The following is a 19,362-nucleotide window of genomic DNA, read 5'->3' as shown; positions in this document are numbered from 1 at the left end:
CTCCGGGCCGGGCGCCCCGGGGGCGCCCGGCCGGCGGGGTCAGTAGGTCGGGGCGGCGGCGATCTCGGACTCGTCGGGGACCGGGATCTCCACGGGCTGCCCGAAGACGAACGCGATCCGCTCGTACTCGGCGTCCTCCTCCATCTCTCCGGTGGACCCGTAGGAGTGGAAGTGCTGGAGGTTCCCCTCCTCGTCCACCCAGACGTCGAAGGTCACTTCGGTGTCCTGACCCCTGACCTCGGCGGGCGCGGTGCCGGTGTAGTGGTGGCCGCTGCGGCCGGTCACGTCGTAGGCGTCCTGCATCTCCTGGGGGTAGTCCTCGTAGGGCGTGGGCTCCACCCCCAGGTAGGTGATCTCGGCCTCCTCCACGAGCACCTCGTCCACCGAGGCGAGCACACGCTCCCACCACTCGCTCGGGTTCCTCTCCGTGGCCGGGTCGTCCGGCCCGGGGCGGTAGTAGTCGCCCTCGACCACGCCGACGAGGTTGGAGTCGGTGCGGGCCAGCACGTCGTCGGGCCCCTCCCCGACGTGCAGGGTGAAGTAGATGGCCGGGCCCGCGTTCATGACCATCTGCCGGACGGGCTCGGGGTCCTCGGTGTACCGGAGGAGCACGTTCGAGTTGTCCTCGAAGGTCTCGGCCGACCGCTCGAAGTGGCTCACCTCGAACTCCGGCGCCTCCTCCGCCAGGGCGACGGCCTCGGTGATGACGGCCGCGCCGTCCCCCGGGTCCCGGGCGACCGCGGGCCCGGCGGGCTCGGAGGCGTCGGCGGACTCCGGGGCCGCCTCCCCCGGGTCCCCGCCGGGGTCCGCCTCCCCGCCGTCCGGGCGCACGATGAGGAACGTCGCGACCAGGGCCGCGGCCAGGCCCGCGGCGCCGGCGGAGACCAGGAGGGCGCGCCGCGGCCGGCGGACCCGCTCGGGCGCGCCCGCGGTCACGCCGCGCCATTCGGCGGCGAGCATGGCGGGCACCACGCGGGTGGGGTCCGAGGCCGGCGGGGCGTCCACGCGGGTGGCGCTCCACGCCCCGGTCACCTCGGCCAGGACCTCCGCGGCGGTGGGCCGGTCGGCGGGGTCCTTGGACAGGGCGCGGCGCACCGTCGGCAGCAGTTCCGGGGGCAGCCCGGTCAGGTCGGGCTCCTCGGTGCGGGTCCGGTGGACCACCACCTCCACCGGGCCGCCGGCGAAGGGGTCGCGACCGGTGGCCGCGAAGGCCACCAGGCAGGCCCAGGCGAACACGTCGGAGCGGTCGCTCGCCGGGACACCGTTGTACTGCTCCGGCGCCATCCAGCCCGGGGTGCCGAACAGGCCGCCGGTACGGGTGAGGGCGGTGCCGTCGGTCGCCCGGGCGATGCCGAAGTCCAGCACCTTGGGGCCGCCCGGCGACAGGATCACGTTGCCTGGCTTGAGGTCGCGGTGCACCACCCCCGCCGCGTGGATCGCCACCAGGGCCTCGGCCAGGCCCGCGGCCAGGGAGACCGCCATCCCCCCGGTGAGGGGGCCGTTCTTGCGGACGTGGACGCGCAGGGTGTCGCCGGGCACGTACTCGGTCGCCATCCAGGGCGCCTCGGCGCCGGTGTCCGCCCCGAAGTAGGCCGCGGTGCAGGTGGCGCTCACACTCGCGACCAGGGAGACCTCTCGGGCGAACCGGGCCCGGAAGTCCGGGTCGGCGGCGTACTGGGGATGGACGACCTTGACGGCGGCGCAGGACCCCGCGGGGTCGATCCCCGCGTAGACGGCGCCCATGCCGCCCGCCCCGATGCGCCCGACGACCCGGTAGGGGCCGATGCGCTCCGGGTCCGTGGCGGCGGGCGGGGTCGCACCCGGGGGCAGGCTGTTCTCGTCGAAGGGGCGGGGGTCGGGGTTCAACGGGGGATCTCCTCAGCAGGGGTCGTCAGGTGGGGCTGATGATGCAGCCCTCGGGCTGGCCGCCGAAGGCGGGGTCGTAGCGACCCAGGTACGGGAAGCCGGGGTAGGGGTCCCTGAGCGGCCCCGAGCCCTCGGGGGCACCGTGGCAGAAGCCCCCGGGCTGGTCCGCCGGGGCACTGCGGTCCTCGCCCAGGGCGGCGTCGGGCAGGTAGTAGACCCTCCCCCCGGGGATGCCGAAGAAGTTCACGGAGAACTCCGCCACGGGGTCGTCCGGGCCGGTCTCCGCCAGCTGCCCGGCCTCGCTCGACCTGGCGAAGTCGAGCCGTTCGTCGCCCTCGGTGAAGTACTGGACCCAGGCGAAGTCCCGTCCGTGCACGCGCAGCGACCCGAAGTCCGGCAGGTACTCCACCCGGACCTCGACCCGGAGGGTGCCGGTGTGCTGGCTCGATCCGGCGAAGGTGATCCGCATCTGGTCGAGGGTGGTGCCGTCGGCCCCGACCAGGGAGCGGACGACCGTCGGCTCGGTGTCGGAGGCCGGCTCCACCACCACGGTGCCGTTCTCGTAGAGGTCGCGGTACTCCTCCGGGACGTCGGCGGGGACCGGGTCGGCGGCCGTCCCCTGCGCGGGGTCGGCCGAGGGGTCCTCCGCGGCGGAGCCGCCGGAGGTCCCGCCGGCCGGGTCGTCCGGGAACGGCAGGGCGGACGCGGTGGCCGCGGTGACGGCGACCGCCGTCGCGCCGGCGGCCATCGCGAGGACGCGGCCGTGGCGGCGGACCCAGGGGCGGCGGGGCGGGGCGATCCGCACCCAGGAGTCCGGGACGGCGTCCACCGGCGGCAGGACGGCGGCCCAGGGCCCCACCACGGGCTCGGGCAGGGCCGCGGCCGCCTCTGCGGCGGAGGGCCGCCGGGCCGGGTCCTTGTCCAGGGCGGCGGCCAGGACCGGGCGCAGCGCGTCGGGGACGCCGTCGAGGGCGGGCGGGGCGGACAGCACCGCCGAGATCACCCCCTCCTCCGTGCCCGAGCCGAACGGGCCGCGGCCGGTGGCGGCGAACACCGCCATGCACGCCCAGGCGAACACGTCGGAGCGGTCGCCGGCGGCCTCCCCCCGGTACTGCTCGGGGGCGATCCACCCCGGGGTGCCCACCAGGGCGCCGGTGCGGGTCAGCGCGGTCTCCTCCGCGGCGCGGGCGATGCCGAAGTCCAGGACCCGGGGCCCGTCCGGGGACAGGATGACGTTGCCGGGCTTGAGGTCGCGGTGCACGACGCCCGCGGCGTGGATCCCGGACAGCGCCCGCGCGGTGACGCGGGCGAAGTCGGCGAGGAACCCGGCGGGCAGCGGGCCGCCGCCGCGCACCCGGGCGTCCAGGGTGGGGCCGGGCACGTACTCGGTGGCCAGCCAGGGGACGCCGGCACGGGTGTCGGCGGCCAGGAAGCGCGGCACGCCCTCGCCCCGGACGCGGCGCACCAGCCGGACCTCGCGGGCGAAGCGGTCGCGGAAGTCCGGGTCGGCCGCGTACATCGCGTGGACGAGTTTGAGGGCGGCGCGCCGGTCGCGGTCGTCCAGGGCGGCGTACACGGTGCCCATGCCGCCGGCGCCGAGGCGGCCGACGATCCGGAAGGGGCCGACGGTGCGGGGGTCCCCGGCCTGCACGGGGGACACGCCGACGGGGCCCGGCCGGTGGGGCGTCGGGGGGTGGTTCAAGGGAACGTCGATCCTCGCTCGGTTCCAGGGGGTGGGGGTCACCTTCCGTGACCGCCTCTTACGATACCGAGTGCCGGAAAAAGGTTCCCGGGGCCGACGGGGGATCGCGCGCGGGCGGTCGTAACCTGGGCCCATGCGTTCGTATGCGGCTCCCCTGGCCCTGGTGGCCGACCTGGTGTGCGTCCTGGTGTTCGTCGTGATCGGGAAGACCGACCACGGGACCGGTACCGCGGTCGGGGCGGTGCTGTCGACCGCGTGGCCGTTCCTGGCCGCCGCCCTGCTGGGGTGGGCGGCGTCCCGGGCCTGGCGCGCGCCGGCGGCGCTGTGGCCGACGGGGGTGTTCGTGTGGGCGATCACCGTGGTCGGGGGCATGCTGCTGCGGCGGTTCGTGGGCGAGGGGACGCCGCTCTCCTTCGTGATCGTCACCTCGCTCTTCCTGGCCGCCGCGATGCTGGGCTGGCGGGCGATCGCACTCCTGGTCACACGGAGGCGACAGAGAGCCGCCTGATCGGCCAGACTGGGAGGAGAGCCCGCCCCCAGCGAGAAGGAGCCCCCTGTGGCCGATCCCGTCACCATCGCCCTGGCCACCGCCGTCGTCACCGGCATGGCCTCCAAGATCTCCGAGCGCGCCGGCGAGGCCGTCGGCGAGGGGCTGAAGCGGCTGCGGCGGGCCGTCTTCAAGCGCTTCCGCGGCGACGAGGCGGCCCAGGACGCCCTGGACGAGGCGATGCTCGACACCGACGACCCCGCGGCCGTCGAGGCGGTGGCAGAGCACCTGGAGCGGATCGCGGCCCAGGACCCGGAGATCGGCGCCCTCGTGCGGGAGCTGGGCGCGCAGGTCGAGGTCGGCCAGGAGGGCGAGGGGAACGTCGTCAACCAGATCCACGGCGACGTGAGCGGCCGCGCCAGGGTCGTCCAGGGCCGGGACTTCCACGGGGACATCCACCTGTAGGCGGTACCTAAGCTGGGGTGCGATGAACGAGAACCCCGGCACCCCTGGTGAGGACGAGGCGCGCGAGGTCGGCGTCGGCCCCTGGACCGGCCCCTGGCCCGAGGGCGACCACTACGACCCCGAGCTGCTGGCGGGCGGCGACCGGCGCAACGTCGTGGACCGCTACCGCTACTGGCGCAGGGAGGCGATCGTCGCCGACCTCGACACCGTCCGGCACCCGTTCCACGTCGCGGTGGAGAACTGGTCCCACGACTTCAACATCGGTTCGGTGGTGCGCACCGCGAACGCGTTCGGGTGCGCCGCCGTGCACATCGTGGGGCGGCGCCGGTGGAACCGGCGGGGGGCGATGGTCACCGACCGCTACCAGCACGTCCACCACCACCCGGACACCGGGGCGCTGGTGGAGTGGGCCGCGCGGCGGGACCTGCCGCTGATCGGCATCGACAACCTGCCCGGCGCGGTGCCGCTGGAGACCTATCCGCTGCCGCGGGACGCGGTGCTGGTGTTCGGCCAGGAGGGCCCGGGGCTGTCGGAGGAGGTGCGCTCGGTGTGCCGCGCGGTGCTGTCGATCGCCCAGTTCGGGTCCACCCGGTCGATCAACGCGGGGGCGGCCGCGGCGATCGCGATGCACGCCTGGGTCCGGGCGCACGTTTTCGACCAGAAGGTGCCGGAAACGGTCACACCCCAGCGACTCCCGTGACTCATTCGTGATCTAACATGGCCGGGTAGACGACCCCCTATTGGAGAGTCAACGCATGACTGCGACTGTGACCGCCGGTTCCCGGGCCGCGACGACGGAGGACGTGCCCGGGGTGGCGCGCGTGCTGAGCCGCGCCCTGTACGACGACCCCCTCTTCGAGTGGTTGTTCCCCGACCTCGAACTGCGGATGGCCAGGACCCGCCGCATGCTGGCGCTGACCGCCGGGTTCGGCTACGTGCCCTTCGGCGACACCCGGGTCGTGGAGGTCGCCGAGGAGGGCTCGGACCCCGTGGTCCGCGGCGCCGCGCTGTGGGCCCCCTACACGACCAACCCCGAGGGCCGCCTGGTGTCGCTGCGCATGTGGCCGCACTGGGGCCAGCTGCTGGGACGGGCCCGGGCGACGGGGTTCGTGCGGGTGTTCGCGGAGTGGAAGATCGCCGCCCCGCAGGAGCCGCACCTGTACCTGGCGGCGCTGGGCGTGGACCCGGCGATGGCCGGAACCGGCCTGGGCGGCGGGCTGCTCACCGCGGGCCTGGACCGGGCGGACTCCGCGGGCCAGCCGGTCTTCACCCAGGTCCTCAACGAGAAGAGCCTGGGCTTCTACGAGCGCTTCGGCTTCCGGGTGGTCGGCGAGGCGTCCACCCCGGACGCGGTGACGAGCTGGTTCCTGCGGCACGACCCCTCCTGAGACCGGCCCGGACCGGGCACGCGGCCCCTCCCGTGACCCAGCCGTGATCCACCGTGGGGCCGCCGAACGAGGGGACACCGCCATGACCAGCGCGCCGACGCGCACCGTGCGCACCGCCACCATGGACGACCTGCCGGGGGTGGCGCGCGTCCTGGGGCGCGCCTTCCAGGACGACCCGCTGTTCCTGTGGCTGTTCCCCGACGACGAGCGCCGCATCGCCCAGGGCACCCGGGCCAGTGCCCTGATGGCGGGCTTCGTGTACGTCCCCCTGGGGTACTCCGCCCTCGTCGAGGCCCGGGAGGACGACGACCGTGGACCGGTGGTCCGGGGCGCCGCGCTCTGGTCGCCGCCGGCCGGGGAGGGCGGGGGCGCGGCCGCCGCCCTGCGCTCCCTGCCGCACTGGCTGGAGCTGGTGGGCCCGGCACGCCTCCCCCGGATCCTCCGCTACTTCTCCGCCCTGGCCGCGCACGCCCCCCGGGAGCCGCACTGGCACCTCCAGGTGCTGGGCGCCGACCCGGCGGCGGGGCGCTCGGGGATCGGGACCCTGCTGCTCCGGGCGGGCCTGGAGCGGGCCGACGCCGACGGGGCCCCGGTGTACCTGGAGACGATGAACCCGGCCAACGTCGCGTACTACACGCGCTTCGGGTTCGCGGTCACCGACACCGTGGCCGAGCCGGGCACCCCGCTCACGCACCTGATGCTGCGCCCGCCCGCCTGAGGGCCGTGCCATCCTGGCCCGTATGGACATCCGCGGGATCTCGCACCACGTCGACCACCTGACCGAGGAGCGCGCCGCCGCGGACATGCGCGCCATCCGCCGGGAGCTGCACTGCACGGCGGTGATGCCCATCGGCTCCGACCTCGCGCGCCTGCGCGCCGCCTCGGAGGCGGCGCTGGCCGCGGGCCTGGAGGTCTGGGTGCGGCCGCGGTGCGCGAACCGGCCGGCCGCCGAGCACATGGAGCACCTGGCGGCGGCCGCCGCCATGGCCGAGGAGCTGCGCGCCGCCCACCCGGGACGCGTCACCCTGCTGGTGGGGACCGAGTTCTCGCTGACCGCCCCGGGCCTGCTGCCGGGGCCGGGCGAGTTCTCCCGGGTGCAGGTCATCCGGCGGCCCCGGCTGCTGCGCCTGTTCTCCCGGCGGATGAACCGGCGGCTGCGCACGCTGCTGGAGACGTCCCGCGAGGTCGCCCGGGAGCACTTCTCCGGGCCGCTCACCTACGGCGCGGGGCCCTGGGAGGACGTGGACTGGTCGGGGTTCGACGTGGCGGGGGTGAACCTGTACCGCCAGGGCACCGACACCGAGGGGTACGCCCGCCGCCTGCGGGAGCTGGTGGCCCGCCTCGACCGGCCGCTGGTGGTCACCGAGTTCGGCTGCGGCGCCTACCGGGGCGCCGAGGTGCGCGGCGCGGGGTCGTTCTTCGCGGTGGACTGGTTCGCCGATCCGCCCCGGCTGCGCCGGGGGATCGTGCGCGACGAGTCCGTGCAGGCCCGGTACCTGGCGGAGCTGCTGGAGCTGTACCGGGAGAGCGGCGTGCGGGGCGCGTTCGTGTTCACGTTCTCGATGCCGGGCTTCCCCCACAGCCCGGACACGGAGCTGGACCTGGACGCCGCGGGCTTCGGCGTGGTCCGCCCCTCCGCGGACCTCTCCTCCTGGGAACCCAAACAGGCCTTCCACGCCGTCGCGGAGCATTACGCGGACGCCGGGGACGGCGATAGCCTCCGGGCATGAACCTCACCCTGGACCTTCCCCCGGACCTGTGGGAGCACCTGCGCGAGATCGCCGGCTCCGAGGGCACCGACGTCGGAACGGCGGCCGTCGCCGCCCTGCGCGACCACCTGGACCTGCGCCGCGCCCAGGTGCGCCGGTGCGCCGAGGAGATCGCGTCCGAGGACGCAGAACTGCTGGCGAGGCTCGGCGAATGACCCGGCACCTGACGCGCGGCGACGCGCTGGAGATCGCCGGCGTGATCCTGCCCCCGAACGTGTCCGTGCGCGACGCCGACCTGCTGGACGCCGCCCTGGCCCGCCCGGGGGACACGGCCTTCGGCGCCGAGGCGTACCCGGACCCGTGGCTCAAGGCGGCGGCGCTGCTGCGCTCGGTCCTGATCGGGCACCCGCTGTCGGACGGCAACAAGCGCCTGGCCTGGACCTCGGCCAAGGCGTTCCTGCGGCTCAACGGGGTCGCCTGGGGGCCGGTGGACCAGGACGCCGCCTACGACCTGGTCATCGCGGTCACCACCGGGGAGCTGGTAGAGGTCGCCGAGATCGCCGAGCGGCTGCGGGGCCTGCCCCCGCGGGCATGACCGCCCGGGCACGGGCAGGAGCCGCCCCGGAGGGATCGGGGCCCGCGGTACACCGGACACGGCAAAGGGACGCCCTGGAGGGACTGGGCCCGGGAGGGACGCCACCGGGTCCGGTCCGCCGACGCCCCGGACCGGACCGGCCGGCGCGGAACCCCGGACACGGGGAGGGGCCGCACCCCGGCAGGGGTGCGGCCCCGAGCCTCGCGGGGGTGTCGGCTAGCCGACGCCCTTGGCGAGGGACCCCAGCAGGTCGCGGTTGAGCTGGGAGATGGTGTCCAGCGGGATGCCCTTGGGGCAGACCGCCGCGCACTCACCGATGTTCGTGCAGCCGCCGAAGTCCTCTTCGTCGTGCTGGTTGATCATCTTGACCACGCGCGAGGCCCGCTCCGGCTGCCCCTGCGGGAGCATGCCGAGGTGGGTGACCTTCGCGGCGGTGAACAGCATGCCGGAGGCGTTCGGGCAGGCCGCCACGCACGCGCCGCAGCCGATGCAGGTCGCGGCGTCGAACGCGCGGTCCGCGTCGGCCTTGGGCACCGGGGTGGCGTGGGCGTCCGGGGCGGTACCCGTCGGGGCGCTGATGAAGCCGCCCGCCTGGATGATCCGGTCGAAGGCGCCGCGGTCCACGACCAGGTCCTTCACGACCGGGAACGCCTTGGCGCGCCACGGCTCCACGGTGATGGTGTCGCCGTCCTTGAAGCTGCGCATGTGCAGCTGGCAGGTGGTGGTGACCTCGGGGCCGTGGGCCTCGCCGTCGATCACGACGCCACAGGCACCGCAGATGCCCTCCCGGCAGTCGTGGTCGAACGCGACCGGCTCCTCGTTCTCCAGGGTGAGCTTCTCGTTGAGGACGTCCAGCATCTCCAGGAAGGACATGTCCGGGGAGACGTCCGTGAGCTTGTAGGTGACCAACCGGCCCTGGTCGTCACGGCCCTTCTGGCGCCATACGCGCAGGGTGATGTTCACTTGTAGCTCCGCTGCTTCATCTCGACGTACTCGTACTCCAGGGCTTCCTTGTGGAGTACGGGCTTGCTGCCATCGCCACCGAACTCCCAGGCCGCGACGTAGGCGAACTGGTCGTCGTGGCGCAGGGCCTCGCCGTCCTCGGTCTGGCTCTCGGCGCGGAAGTGGCCGCCGCAGGACTCGCGGCGGTGCAGGGCGTCGATGCACATGAGCTCGCCCAGCTCCAGGAAGTCGGCGACGCGGCCGGCCTTCTCCAGGGCCTGGTTGAGCTCGTCGTTGGTGCCGAGCACCTTGACGTCGCGCCAGAACTCCTCGCGCAGGTTGCGGATGAGCTCGATGGCCTTGGTGAGGCCCTCCTCGTTGCGCTCCATGCCGCAGTACTCCCACATGATGTGGCCGAGCTCCTTGTGGAAGGAGTCGACCGTGCGGGAGCCCTGGAGGGACAGGAGCTTCTCGATCCGGGAGGTGACCTGCTCCTTGGCGGCGACGGCCTCGGGGTGCGACTCGTCGATCTTCTCGAACGGCCCGCTCGCGAGGTAGTCGTTGATGGTGTTGGGCAGGACGAAGTAGCCGTCGGCCAGGCCCTGCATCAGCGCGCTCGCGCCCAGGCGGTTGGCGCCGTGGTCGGAGAAGTTGGCCTCACCGGTCACGAACAGGCCCGGGATGGTGCTCTGCAGGTCGTAGTCGACCCACAGCCCGCCCATGGTGTAGTGGACGGCCGGGTAGATGCGCATCGGAACCTCGTACGGGTTCTCGCCGGTGATGCGCTGGTACATGTCGAACAGGTTGCCGTACTTGGCCTCGACGGCCGCCCGTCCCATGCGCTGGATCGCGTCGGCGAAGTCCAGGTAGACGCCCAGGCCGCCGGGGCCGACGCCGCGGCCCTCGTCGCAGACGTTCTTGGCGGCGCGGGAGGCGATGTCACGCGGCACCAGGTTGCCGAAGGACGGGTAGATGCGCTCCAGGTAGTAGTCGCGCTCGTCCTCGGGGATCTGCCGCGGGTCGCGGTCGTCGCCGTGCTGCTTGGGCACCCAGATGCGGCCGTCGTTGCGCAGCGACTCGCTCATCAGGGTCAGCTTGGACTGGTAGTCGCCGCTGACCGGGATGCAGGTGGGGTGGATCTGCGTGTAGCAGGGGTTGGCGAAGAGCGCGCCCTTGCGGTGCGCGCGCCAGCTCGCGGTGACGTTGCAGCCCATCGCGTTCGTCGACAGGAAGAACACGTTGCCGTAGCCGCCGGTGGCCAGCACGACCGCGTCCGCGAAGTGGGTCTCGATCTCGCCGGTGACCATGTCGCGGGCGATGATGCCGCGGGCCTTGCCGTCCACCACGATCAGCTCGAGCATCTCGTGGCGGGTGTTCATCTGGACGGTGCCGGCCGCGATCTGCCGCTCCAGCGCCTGGTAGGCGCCGATCAGCAGCTGCTGCCCCGTCTGGCCGCGGGCGTAGAAGGTGCGGGAGACCTGCACACCGCCGAAGGAGCGGTTGTCGAGCAGGCCGCCGTACTCGCGCGCGAAGGGGACGCCCTGGGCCACGCACTGGTCGATGATCTCGACGCTGGTCTGGGCCAGGCGGTACACGTTCGACTCGCGGGAGCGGAAGTCGCCGCCCTTGACGGTGTCGTAGAACAGCCGGTAGATGCTGTCGCCGTCGTTGCGGTAGTTCTTGGCCGCGTTGATGCCGCCCTGCGCCGCGATGGAGTGGGCGCGGCGCGGGCTGTCCTGGTAGCAGAACGAGGTGACGTTGTAGCCCGCCTCGCCCAGGGTCGCGGCCGCCGAGGCGCCGGCCAGGCCGGTGCCGACGATGATCACGGAGAGCTTGCGCCGGTTCGCGGGGTTGACCAGCTTGGCGGAGAAACGGCGCTTGTCCCAGCGCTCGTTGATCGGGCCCTCGGGGGCCTTCTCGTCCCGGATCGGGTCGCCGACGACGAAGTAGTCGGTGTCAGACATTACTTACTCACCAGTCCAAAGGTGACCGCCAGAGGCGGGAGCAGGAAGCCGATGGTCACGATCAGCGAGACGGCCACGGCCACCGCGTTGATCTTGCCCTGGCGGGACGCCTTGTTCGCGCCGAGCGTGGCCATGGCACTCCAGATGCCGTGCCGGAGGTGGAAGCCGACCGCGATGACGGCGGCGACGTAGAACAGGGTCACGTACCAGAACTCGGGCTGGAACCCGTTCACGAGCCGCTCGTAGGGGCTGTCGGACTTGCCGCCGGGCGCGATGGCGTTGACGGTCAGGTGCAGGATGTGGAAGACCACGAAGAGCGCGATGAGGACGCCGCCGTACCGCATGGTGTAGGAGGCGTAGGTGCGCTGGACGCGCTTCTTCACCTGGTAGCGGTTCTGCCGGGCGCGGCCGGCACGGCGCCACAGGATGACCACCGCGTAGATGTGGATGAGGATGCTCGCCAGCAGGACGACGCGCGCGATCCACAGGAAGCCGGACTCGGGCAGGAGCGGGTAGCCCAGCTCGCGCAGGCCGTGCGCGTAGCCGTCGAACGCCTCCTGGCCCGAGAAGACCTTCAGGTTGCCGTACATGTGCGCGATCAAATACAGCACGAGGATCGTCCCGGTGACAGCCATCGCTGACTTGAGTGCCACCGTGGACCCGTAGGCCGTAGACCGCTTCTTGGTCAAGGTACTGTTCGCCACAGCCTGCCACTTTAAATTCGAGTTAAGCCCGACGTCTAAGGCATCAGGACTCTGGTCTCCATAGCCGTAGGCTATGGATCATGCAGTTCCAACAGCTCGCCTACTTCGTCGCAGTCGCCCGTACACGCCATTTCACCCGCGCAGCAGAGCTTTCCCGCGTCGCCCAGCCGAGCTTGAGCAAACAGATCCGCAGCCTTGAGAGGGAGTTGGGCGCGCCGTTATTCAGTCGTGCCCGGGGGAATATCACACTCACTCCGGCGGGCGAGGCGCTGCTCCCGCTGGCCCAGCGCATCCTGACGGACCTGGAGACGGCCCGGCGCGAGGTGGCCGAGTTGGCGGGGGTGCGCAGGGGCCGGGTCCGCCTGGGGGCCACCCCCTCGCTGTGCGCGGGGCTGCTCGCGGACGTGCTCGCCGACTTCCACACACGCTATCCGGGGATCGAGCTGAACGTGGAGGAGAGCGGGTCCCGCGACCTCATCCGCGACCTGGGCCGGGGCGAGCTGGACCTGGCGCTGATCATCCTGCCCCTGCAGAGCAGCGACCCGGACCTGTCCACCGTCCCGATCCTGCGGGAGAACCTGGTGGTGGCCAGCCCGATGACGCGCCCCTCCCCCACCGGCCGGGCGTCGGTCCGGATCACGGAGCTGCGGGACCGGCCCCTGGTGATGTTCCGGCGGGGGTACGACGTGCGCGAGGCGACGCTGCGGGCGTGCCGGGCGGCGGGGTTCGAGCCGGAGCTGGCGGTGGAGGGCGGCGAGATGGACGCCGTGCTGCGCTTCGTGGAGGCGGGCCTGGGCCTGGCGGTGGTGCCGAGCATGGTGCTCAAGAACCGCCCGGGCCTGCGGGGGACGCCGCTGGCCCGGCCCCGGCTGCTGCGCACGGTGGCGCTGGCGCGGCGCAAGGACGTGGACCCCTCGCACTCGGCGGACGCGTTCCGCCGCCACCTCAACGAGTACCTGCTGGGCATGTCGGCGCAGGAGCTGGGCCCGGACCTGGAAGTGCTCATCACGGACCCGGAGGCGGGCGGCCGGGAAAGGAGCGGGGGTTGACCCCTATCACTTCCGCCACTTAATTATCAAAAGAACCGAACATCCCAAAAGCTCCTTCCCATTCCGTTTTTGTGACATAAGCACACAAAAAACAGAAAAAGAGTGACGCGTTTCACATCCTTTTCTCCGGGGTTTCGTGGAACCTGATATGTGACCGTCATCACAGTCGCCTAACGTGGCGTGACAGAGCGGTTCCCTTCCGGCCATCCCGGGCCGGCCGGCACTCGACGGAGGCGCGACGGCGGGGACGCGGCCACCCGCGGCCCTCCCCGACCGGCCCCTCCCACTGGAGGTGGAGACGACGGTGACCCCGCCCGACGGCGCGACCCCCGCACGCGCCCGGATACAGATCCCGCAGCGCACCCTGCGCACCGACCGATGGTGGCTCGGCCCCCTGCTCACCACACTGGGCCTGGCCACCTTCGTCGTCTACGCGACCCTGCGCGTCCTCCAACAGGACCACTACTGGGTCCAGGAGCACCACTACCTGACCCCGTTCTACTCGCCCTGCCTGGCCGCCCAGTGCGCGCCCGACGCCGCGCTGTTCGGGCGCCTGCCGGTGGAGTTCCCGCCGCTGATCCCCTACGCGCTGGTCAGCCTGCCGTTCCTGCTGCTGTTCCGGCTGACCTGCTACTACTACCGCAAGGCCTACTACCGCTCGATCTGGCAGGCGCCCACGGCCTGCGCCGTCCGGGAGCCGCACCGGTCCTACACCGGCGAGACCCGGCCGCTGATGCTCCCGCAGAACGCGCACCGGTACTTCTTCTACGTCGCCCTCGCCATCACCGTGATCAACACCTGGGACATGCTCGTCCCCTTCTTCCACGGCACGGACGGCGGCTTCGGCATCGGCCTGGGCAACGTGATCATGGTCGTCAACGTGCTGATGCTGTGGGGCTACACGCTCAGCTGCCACTCCTGCCGCCACATCATGGGCGGCCGCCTGCGCAGCTTCGGCCGCCACCCGGTCCGCTACCGGCTGTGGACGGGCGTCTCCCGGCTCAACGACCGGCACATGTACTTCGGCTGGGCGAGCATCGCCACCCTCATCGCCACCGACGCCTACGTCGCGCTCATGGCGAGCGGCGTCATCTCCGACCTGCGCTTCTTCAACTGAACCCTCTGGGCACGAGGCCGACCCGGAAAGGCACACGATGGCTCCTCCGAGAGCACCCGGCGTGACCCGACACACCTACGACGTGGTCGTGATCGGCGCGGGCGGCGCGGGACTGCGCGCCGCCATCGCCGCCCGCGAACAGGGCATGCGCACCGCCGTCATCTCCAAATCGCTGTTCGGCAAGGCGCACACGGTGATGGCCGAGGGCGGCGCCGCGGCCGCGCTGGGCAACGCCAACCCCGCCGACGAGTGGCGGATCCACTTCCGCGACACCATCCGCGGCGGCAAGTTCCTCAACGACCCCCGCATGGCCGAGCTGCACGCGCGCGAGGCCCCCGACCGCATCCTGGAGCTGGAGTACTGGGGCGCGCTGTTCGACCGGACCCCCGACGGCCGGATCAGCCAGCGCAACTTCGGCGGACACGAGTACCCGCGCCTGGCGCACGTGGGCGACCGGACCGGCCTGGAGATGATCCGCACCCTCCAGCAGCGCGTCGTGGCGCTCCAGCAGGCCGACGCCGCCGAGCTGGGCGACCCCGACGCCATGCTGCGGGTCTTCCCCGAGACGGCGGTCACCGAGCTGCTGCTGCACGACGGGGCGATCGCCGGGGCGTTCGGCTACCGCCGCGAGGACGGCGGGTTCGTCGTGTTCGAGGCGCCCGCGGTGGTCCTGGCCACCGGCGGCATCGGCAAGATGTTCCGGACCACCTCCAACTCCTGGGAGTACACCGGCGACGGCCACGCGCTGGCGCTGCGGGCCGGGGCCTCGCTCATCAACATGGAGTTCGTCCAGTTCCACCCGACCGGCATGGTCTGGCCGCCGTCGGTGCGGGGCATCCTCGTCACCGAGTCCGTGCGCGGCGACGGCGGGGTGCTGCGCAACTCCGAGGGCCGCCGCTTCATGTTCGACTACGTCCCCGACGTGTTCCGCGCCCAGTACGCGGAGACCGAGGCGGAGGCCGACGGCTGGTACGACGACCCGGCGAACCACCGCAGGCCCCCGGAGCTGCTGCCGCGCGACGAGGTGGCGCGGGCGATCAACAGCGAGGTCAAGGCCGGCCGGGGGTCCCCGCACGGCGGGGTGTTCCTGGACGTGTCCACCCGGCTGCCCGCCGAGGAGATCCGCCGCCGGCTGCCGTCCATGCACCACCAGTTCAAGGAGCTGGCGGACGTGGACATCACCACCGAGCCGATGGAGGTGGGCCCCACCTGCCACTACGTGATGGGCGGGGTGCGGGTGGACGCGGAGACCGCCGCCTCCGACGTGCCCGGGCTGTTCGCGGCCGGCGAGGTGGCGGGCGGCATGCACGGCTCCAACCGGCTGGGCGGCAACTCGCTGTCGGACCTGCTGGTGTTCGGCCGCCGGGCCGGGCAGGGCGCGGCCGGGTACGTCGCCGGGCTCTCCGGGCGCGCGCCCTACGGGAGCGTGGCGGGCCGGGTGGCCGAGGCCGCCGAGCACGCGCTGGCGTTCCTCAAGCAGGGCACCGGGGAGAACCCGTACACGCTCCACTCCGACCTCCAGGACACCATGAACGACCTGGTCGGGATCATCCGGCGCGGTCCGGAGCTGGCGGAGGCCCTGGAGCGGCTGGACGTCCTGCTGGAACGCTCCGCGGGGCTGAGCGCCCCCGGCGACCGGGTGTACAACCCGGGCTGGCACCTGGCGATGTCGCTGCCCAACATGCTCGTGGTGTCGCGGGCGATCGCGGCGTCGGCGCTGGAGCGGGAGGAGTCGCGCGGCGGCCACACCCGCGACGACTTCCCGGAGATGTCGTCCCAGTGGCGGCGGATCAACCTGGAGGTCCGCGTCGGCGGGGACGGCGCGGTGGTGGTCGGGCGCCGTCCGGTGCCCGACATCCCCGGGGACCTGCTGTCGGTGTTCGACCCCGACGAGCTGGCCAAGTACCTGACCAAGGAGGAGCTGCCCGAGGCGGCCGGCGGCGTGGACGGAGAGGAGCGGGCATGAGCGAGAGGTTGTTCCGGGTCTGGCGCGGCGGGGCCGACGGGGGGCTGTCGGAGTACCGGGTGGAGGTGAACGAGGGCGAGGTGGTGCTGGACGCGCTGCACCGCCTCCAGGCCACCCAGGCCCCCGACCTGGCGGTGCGCTGGAACTGCAAGGCGGGCAAGTGCGGCTCGTGCTCGATGGAGATCAACGGGATGCCGCGGCTGTCGTGCATGACGCGGATGAGCGTGTTCGCCGAGGACGAGACGGTCACGGTGACGCCCCTGCGCACGTTCCCGGTGATCCGGGACCTGGTGTGCGACGTGTCGTTCAACTACGACAAGGCGCGGGAGATCCCGTCCTTCGCACCGGACCCGGCGACGGAGCCCGGGGACTTCCGGATGGCGCAGGTCGATGTGGAGCGCTCACAGGAGTTCCGCAAGTGCATCGAGTGCTTCCTGTGCAACAGCGTGTGCCACGTGATCCGCGACCACGAGGAGAACCAGCCGCACTTCTCCGGCCCCCGGTACCTCATGCGGGTGGCCGAACTGGAGATGCACCCGGAGGACACCGCCGACCGGCGGGCGATCGCCCAGGACGAGTTCGGGCTCGGCTACTGCAACATCACCAAGTGCTGTACGGAGGTGTGCCCGGAGGGCATCCACATCACCGACAACGCGCTCATCCCCATGAAGGAGCGCGTCGCCGACCGCAGGTACGACCCGCTGGTGTGGCTGGGGTCCAAGATCGGGGTCCGCCCCAAGGACACCCCGATCGTGCCCAACATCCGCCGCCCGGCGGGCGACTGACCCGGCGCGGGGTGCGGGTCCGCCCGCCCCGCACCCCGCACGGCCGCCGGCGCCCGGAGGCAAGTGCCCACCGACCAGGGTGTGAGAGCGCCACTCCCGCGCCCCGGTCGCGGTGGCCTCCCAGGGGCGGGTGCCCACCGACCAGAGCGTGGGGGCACCACTGCCGCACCCCGCACGGCCCCCGGTACGCGGAGGCCCGGGGCCGCGTTCCCCACCGGGAACGTCCACTGCCGGAAATGGGCGCCTATGAGCCGAGAGCGAAGAGAACAACCGATCATCCGCTTGATGGCGAATCTCGACTTTTCCCGTGCCGGACGGCACACTGTGCCCCTCGGACAGGGCGGGGGCACATGGCGGACGAGAGCGGTCTCAAACGGCACGTCGGCGGCGGGGCCGCGCGGGTGCTGGGCACGGCGATCCGGGAGCGGCTCCCCGGGTTCGACGTGGAGGGCTACGCCGCCGAGGTGGCGGCCCGGGTCGGCCCGCTGGAGCTCAAGGACCGGGTCATGGTGATGGCCGAGGGCCTGCGCGCCCGGCTGCCCGCCGCCTACCCCGAGGCCGTCGGGGTGCTCGTGGACTCCCTGGGCGAGGACCTGGTGGACGGAGCGGGGATGTACGCGCAGGGCTTCCACCTGATGGCGGTGGCCCGGTTCGTGGAGGAGTACGGGGTGGCCCACCCCGAGGTGTCGCTGCCCGCACTGGTGGAGATCACCCGGCGGCACACCTCCGAGTTCGCGGTGCGCCCCTTCCTGGTTCACCACCGGGAGGCGGCCATGGAGCTGATGCGCGCCTGCGCCGCCGACCCCGACCCCAACGTGCGGCGGTTCGCCAGCGAGGGGCTGCGGCCCCGGCTGCCGTGGGCGCGGCGGCTGCCGGAGTTCGTCGCCGACCCCGGGCCGGTGCTGGAGGTCCTGGAGGCGCTGCGCAACGACCCGTCGGCGTACGTGCGCACCTCGGTCGCCAACAACCTCAACGACATCTCGCGCGACCACCCCGGACGGGTCCTGGACCTGGCCGGGCGGTGGACCCGGGAGAGCCCGACCCCCGAGACCGCCTGGACCGTCCGGCACGCGCTGCGCACCCTGGTCAAGCGGGGCGACCCGCGGGCGCTGGCGCTGCTGGGCGCGACCGGCGGCGACCGCGTGCTCGCCGAGGGGCTGGCCCTCTCCCCCGCCGTACTGGACCTGGGGGAGACCCTGGAGGTGCGGGTGGAGCTGGCCAACACCGACGACCGCCCGCACACGGTCATCGTGGACTACCGGGTCCACTACGTGAAGGCCGACGGCACCCGCCGCCCCAAGGTGTTCAAGTGGACCACCGTGGAGCTGTGCGCGGGCGAGCGGCGCGCGCTGGTCAAGCGGCACCGGGTGAAGCCGGTCAGCACCCGCACCCACCACCCGGGCGAACACCTGGTGGAGGTGCAGGTCAACGGGGCGATCAAGGCGGCCGCCCCGTTCGGGCTGCGGGTCTGAGCCGCCCGGCCGTCAGGCCCCGGCGGCGATGAGCGGGCGCATGTCCAGCCGGTGCACCCCGGCGGGCCCCTGCGGGTCCCAGCCGTCGGCGAGCGCGGCGCGGACCGCCTCGGCCACCCGGGCCGGGGTGATGGGCTCGGGCATGAACTCGTCGGGAGAGCAGTCCGGGCAGCAGTAGTGGGACAACGGGAGCCACTCTCCCAGGGTCACCGAGAGCAGGCGGCCGGGCGCGTCCTCGCGCTCCACGGCGAAGGTCAGCGGGCGGGAGCGGGCCCGGGCCTCGGTGACGCTGCGGCGGGAGCGGTGGCGCCAGCGGTAGGCGATGCCGTCGACGGTGATCCTGCGGGTGCCCTTCCTGGGCATGGTCATCGGTGGCCTCGTTCGATAGGGGGCGGTGACGGGCACCACCGTAGGGACCGCGGGCCCCGCGGCGCCACGGGTTTTCCGCCCCCGCCCGGGCTCAGAAGCCGCGGGCCGCCCAGTCGTCCAGGTGCGCGGCCGCCTCGGCGACGGTGGTCGACTCCCCGTGCCCGGGGTGGACGACCGTCTCCCCCGGCAGCACCGCCAGGTGGTCGCGGATGGACGCGATGATGGTCGGGAAGTCCGACAGCGGCTGCCCGGTGGCCCCCGGCCCGTCCGGGAAGAGCGTGTCCCCGGTGAACACCGCGCCGATGGCGGGCGCGTACAGGCTCACCCCGCCGGGCGTGTGCCCGGGGGTGTGCAGGATCCGCAGCTCGATCCCGCCGACCTGGAGGGCCTCGCCGTGCAGCAGCGGGGCGTCCGGCTCCTGGTCGGGGTGCACCAGGTGCCACAGGTCGGCGTCGTCGGGGTGCAGCAGGACCGGGGTGTCGGTGAGCTCGGCCAGCGCCACCGCCGCGTTGATGTGGTCGGCGTGGCCGTGGGTGCACACGATCGCCATGAGCTCCCGGTCGCCCAGGCCGCGGGCGATGGCCCGGTGGTCGTGGGCGGCGTCGATGACGATCGCGCTCTCCTCGTCGCCGACGATCCACACGTTGTTCTCGATCGCGGACTCGGCGCCCTCAAGGCTGAGCACCCCTGAGGTGCGCAGCCGAACGACCGGGTACGGGTCGGTCATCGAAGCCTCCACCACCTGTGTCCGCTACTGGGTTCCGGCGCCTATGAGCCTATCC

At 72.9% G+C, this 19,362-nt stretch carries 20 protein-coding genes; 13 read left to right on the top strand and 7 right to left on the bottom strand.

What is annotated here, in order from left to right; translation table 11 throughout:
- Nucleotides 1–39: 39 nt before the first annotated feature.
- Together ABZ249_RS02875 and ABZ249_RS02870 are read right to left on the bottom strand one after the other, a co-directional pair.
- Entirely contained in the window at nucleotides 40–1,866 is a 1,827-nt protein-coding gene (locus tag ABZ249_RS02875) for a serine/threonine-protein kinase (protein WP_355256397.1), read from the bottom strand.
- A gap of 25 nt (nucleotides 1,867–1,891) precedes the next feature.
- Complete coding sequence (locus ABZ249_RS02870) at nucleotides 1,892–3,568, bottom strand: serine/threonine-protein kinase (RefSeq protein ID WP_355256394.1); 1,677 nt, start codon at nucleotides 3,566–3,568, stop codon at nucleotides 1,892–1,894.
- A gap of 133 nt (nucleotides 3,569–3,701) precedes the next feature.
- Here ABZ249_RS02870 and ABZ249_RS02865 point away from each other — a divergent pair, with 133 nt between their 5' ends.
- The 8 genes from ABZ249_RS02865 to ABZ249_RS02830 all read left to right on the top strand — a co-directional run bounded on the left by ABZ249_RS02865 (nucleotide 3,702) and on the right by ABZ249_RS02830 (nucleotide 8,212).
- A complete protein-coding gene (locus tag ABZ249_RS02865; protein WP_355256387.1) occupies nucleotides 3,702–4,076 on the top strand; it encodes a DUF3054 domain-containing protein in 375 nt (124 codons plus the stop codon).
- Nucleotides 4,077–4,124: 48 nt separating this feature from the next.
- On the top strand, nucleotides 4,125–4,520 hold the full coding sequence (locus ABZ249_RS02860; protein ID WP_355256384.1) for a hypothetical protein: 396 nt from the start codon (nucleotides 4,125–4,127) through the stop codon (nucleotides 4,518–4,520).
- Nucleotides 4,521–4,542: 22 nt separating this feature from the next.
- On the top strand, nucleotides 4,543–5,220 hold the full coding sequence (locus ABZ249_RS02855; protein ID WP_355256381.1) for an RNA methyltransferase: 678 nt from the start codon (nucleotides 4,543–4,545) through the stop codon (nucleotides 5,218–5,220).
- A gap of 55 nt (nucleotides 5,221–5,275) precedes the next feature.
- Nucleotides 5,276–5,908 (top strand): GNAT family N-acetyltransferase, encoded by a 633-nt coding sequence (locus tag ABZ249_RS02850; protein ID WP_355256378.1) that lies wholly within the window; start codon nucleotides 5,276–5,278, stop codon nucleotides 5,906–5,908.
- An 82-nt stretch (nucleotides 5,909–5,990) separates the two neighbouring features.
- Nucleotides 5,991–6,626 (top strand): GNAT family N-acetyltransferase, encoded by a 636-nt coding sequence (locus ABZ249_RS02845; RefSeq protein ID WP_355256375.1) that lies wholly within the window; start codon nucleotides 5,991–5,993, stop codon nucleotides 6,624–6,626.
- Nucleotides 6,627–6,648: 22 nt separating this feature from the next.
- A complete protein-coding gene (locus tag ABZ249_RS02840) occupies nucleotides 6,649–7,638 on the top strand; it encodes a hypothetical protein (RefSeq protein ID WP_355256372.1) in 990 nt (329 codons plus the stop codon).
- Nucleotides 7,635–7,832: a CopG family transcriptional regulator gene (locus tag ABZ249_RS02835; protein WP_220564916.1), complete on the top strand. Its 198-nt coding sequence runs from the start codon at nucleotides 7,635–7,637 to the stop codon at nucleotides 7,830–7,832. The genes ABZ249_RS02840 and ABZ249_RS02835 overlap by 4 nt, the downstream gene beginning before the upstream one ends.
- The gene (locus tag ABZ249_RS02830) at nucleotides 7,829–8,212 is read left to right on the top strand and encodes a Fic family protein (protein ID WP_220564915.1); all 384 of its coding nucleotides are present in this window, start codon (nucleotides 7,829–7,831) and stop codon (nucleotides 8,210–8,212) included. The genes ABZ249_RS02835 and ABZ249_RS02830 overlap by 4 nt, the downstream gene beginning before the upstream one ends.
- A 216-nt stretch (nucleotides 8,213–8,428) precedes the next feature.
- Here the strand turns inward: ABZ249_RS02830 and ABZ249_RS02825 are convergent, their stop codons facing one another.
- The 3 genes from ABZ249_RS02825 to ABZ249_RS02815 are packed head-to-tail and all read right to left on the bottom strand — an operon-like array spanning nucleotide 8,429 to nucleotide 11,771.
- Nucleotides 8,429–9,175 (bottom strand): succinate dehydrogenase/fumarate reductase iron-sulfur subunit, encoded by a 747-nt coding sequence (locus ABZ249_RS02825; RefSeq protein WP_220564914.1) that lies wholly within the window; start codon nucleotides 9,173–9,175, stop codon nucleotides 8,429–8,431.
- Nucleotides 9,172–11,118 carry a fumarate reductase/succinate dehydrogenase flavoprotein subunit gene (locus ABZ249_RS02820; protein ID WP_355256367.1) on the bottom strand — a complete coding sequence of 649 codons (1,947 nt, stop codon included), beginning with the start codon at nucleotides 11,116–11,118 and terminating at the stop codon, nucleotides 9,172–9,174. The genes ABZ249_RS02825 and ABZ249_RS02820 overlap by 4 nt, the downstream gene beginning before the upstream one ends.
- Entirely contained in the window at nucleotides 11,118–11,771 is a 654-nt protein-coding gene (locus ABZ249_RS02815) for a succinate dehydrogenase cytochrome b subunit (protein ID WP_355257086.1), read from the bottom strand. Before ABZ249_RS02815 ends, ABZ249_RS02820 begins: the two co-directional genes overlap by 1 nt.
- A gap of 131 nt (nucleotides 11,772–11,902) precedes the next feature.
- Here ABZ249_RS02815 and ABZ249_RS02810 point away from each other — a divergent pair, with 131 nt between their 5' ends.
- The 5 genes from ABZ249_RS02810 (at nucleotide 11,903) to ABZ249_RS02790 (ending at nucleotide 18,211) form a co-directional block, all read left to right on the top strand.
- Complete coding sequence (locus ABZ249_RS02810) at nucleotides 11,903–12,871, top strand: LysR substrate-binding domain-containing protein (protein ID WP_220564911.1); 969 nt, start codon at nucleotides 11,903–11,905, stop codon at nucleotides 12,869–12,871.
- Nucleotides 12,872–13,163: 292 nt separating this feature from the next.
- On the top strand, nucleotides 13,164–13,988 hold the full coding sequence (locus ABZ249_RS02805; RefSeq protein ID WP_220564910.1) for a hypothetical protein: 825 nt from the start codon (nucleotides 13,164–13,166) through the stop codon (nucleotides 13,986–13,988).
- A gap of 37 nt (nucleotides 13,989–14,025) precedes the next feature.
- Nucleotides 14,026–15,954 carry a fumarate reductase/succinate dehydrogenase flavoprotein subunit gene (locus tag ABZ249_RS02800; RefSeq protein ID WP_355256363.1) on the top strand — a complete coding sequence of 643 codons (1,929 nt, stop codon included), beginning with the start codon at nucleotides 14,026–14,028 and terminating at the stop codon, nucleotides 15,952–15,954.
- A complete protein-coding gene (locus ABZ249_RS02795; RefSeq protein ID WP_355256360.1) occupies nucleotides 15,951–16,739 on the top strand; it encodes a succinate dehydrogenase/fumarate reductase iron-sulfur subunit in 789 nt (262 codons plus the stop codon). The genes ABZ249_RS02800 and ABZ249_RS02795 overlap by 4 nt, the downstream gene beginning before the upstream one ends.
- Before the next feature lie 350 nt (nucleotides 16,740–17,089).
- Nucleotides 17,090–18,211: a DNA alkylation repair protein gene (locus tag ABZ249_RS02790; RefSeq protein ID WP_355256357.1), complete on the top strand. Its 1,122-nt coding sequence runs from the start codon at nucleotides 17,090–17,092 to the stop codon at nucleotides 18,209–18,211.
- Between the two features lie 12 nt (nucleotides 18,212–18,223).
- Here the strand turns inward: ABZ249_RS02790 and ABZ249_RS02785 are convergent, their stop codons facing one another.
- Nucleotides 18,224–18,580, bottom strand: coding sequence for a hypothetical protein (locus tag ABZ249_RS02785; protein WP_355256355.1), 357 nt, complete (start codon nucleotides 18,578–18,580; stop codon nucleotides 18,224–18,226).
- A gap of 91 nt (nucleotides 18,581–18,671) precedes the next feature.
- Nucleotides 18,672–19,307 carry an MBL fold metallo-hydrolase gene (locus tag ABZ249_RS02780; RefSeq protein ID WP_355256352.1) on the bottom strand — a complete coding sequence of 212 codons (636 nt, stop codon included), beginning with the start codon at nucleotides 19,305–19,307 and terminating at the stop codon, nucleotides 18,672–18,674.
- Nucleotides 19,308–19,362 lie beyond the last annotated feature (55 nt).

Source organism: Nocardiopsis sp. NPDC006139 (genome assembly GCF_040614155.1).
Classification (GTDB): Bacteria; Actinomycetota; Actinomycetes; order Streptosporangiales; family Streptosporangiaceae; genus Nocardiopsis; species Nocardiopsis changdeensis.
Note: the sequence above shows the minus strand (reverse complement) of the source record. Positions and strands in the feature narration are given on the sequence as shown.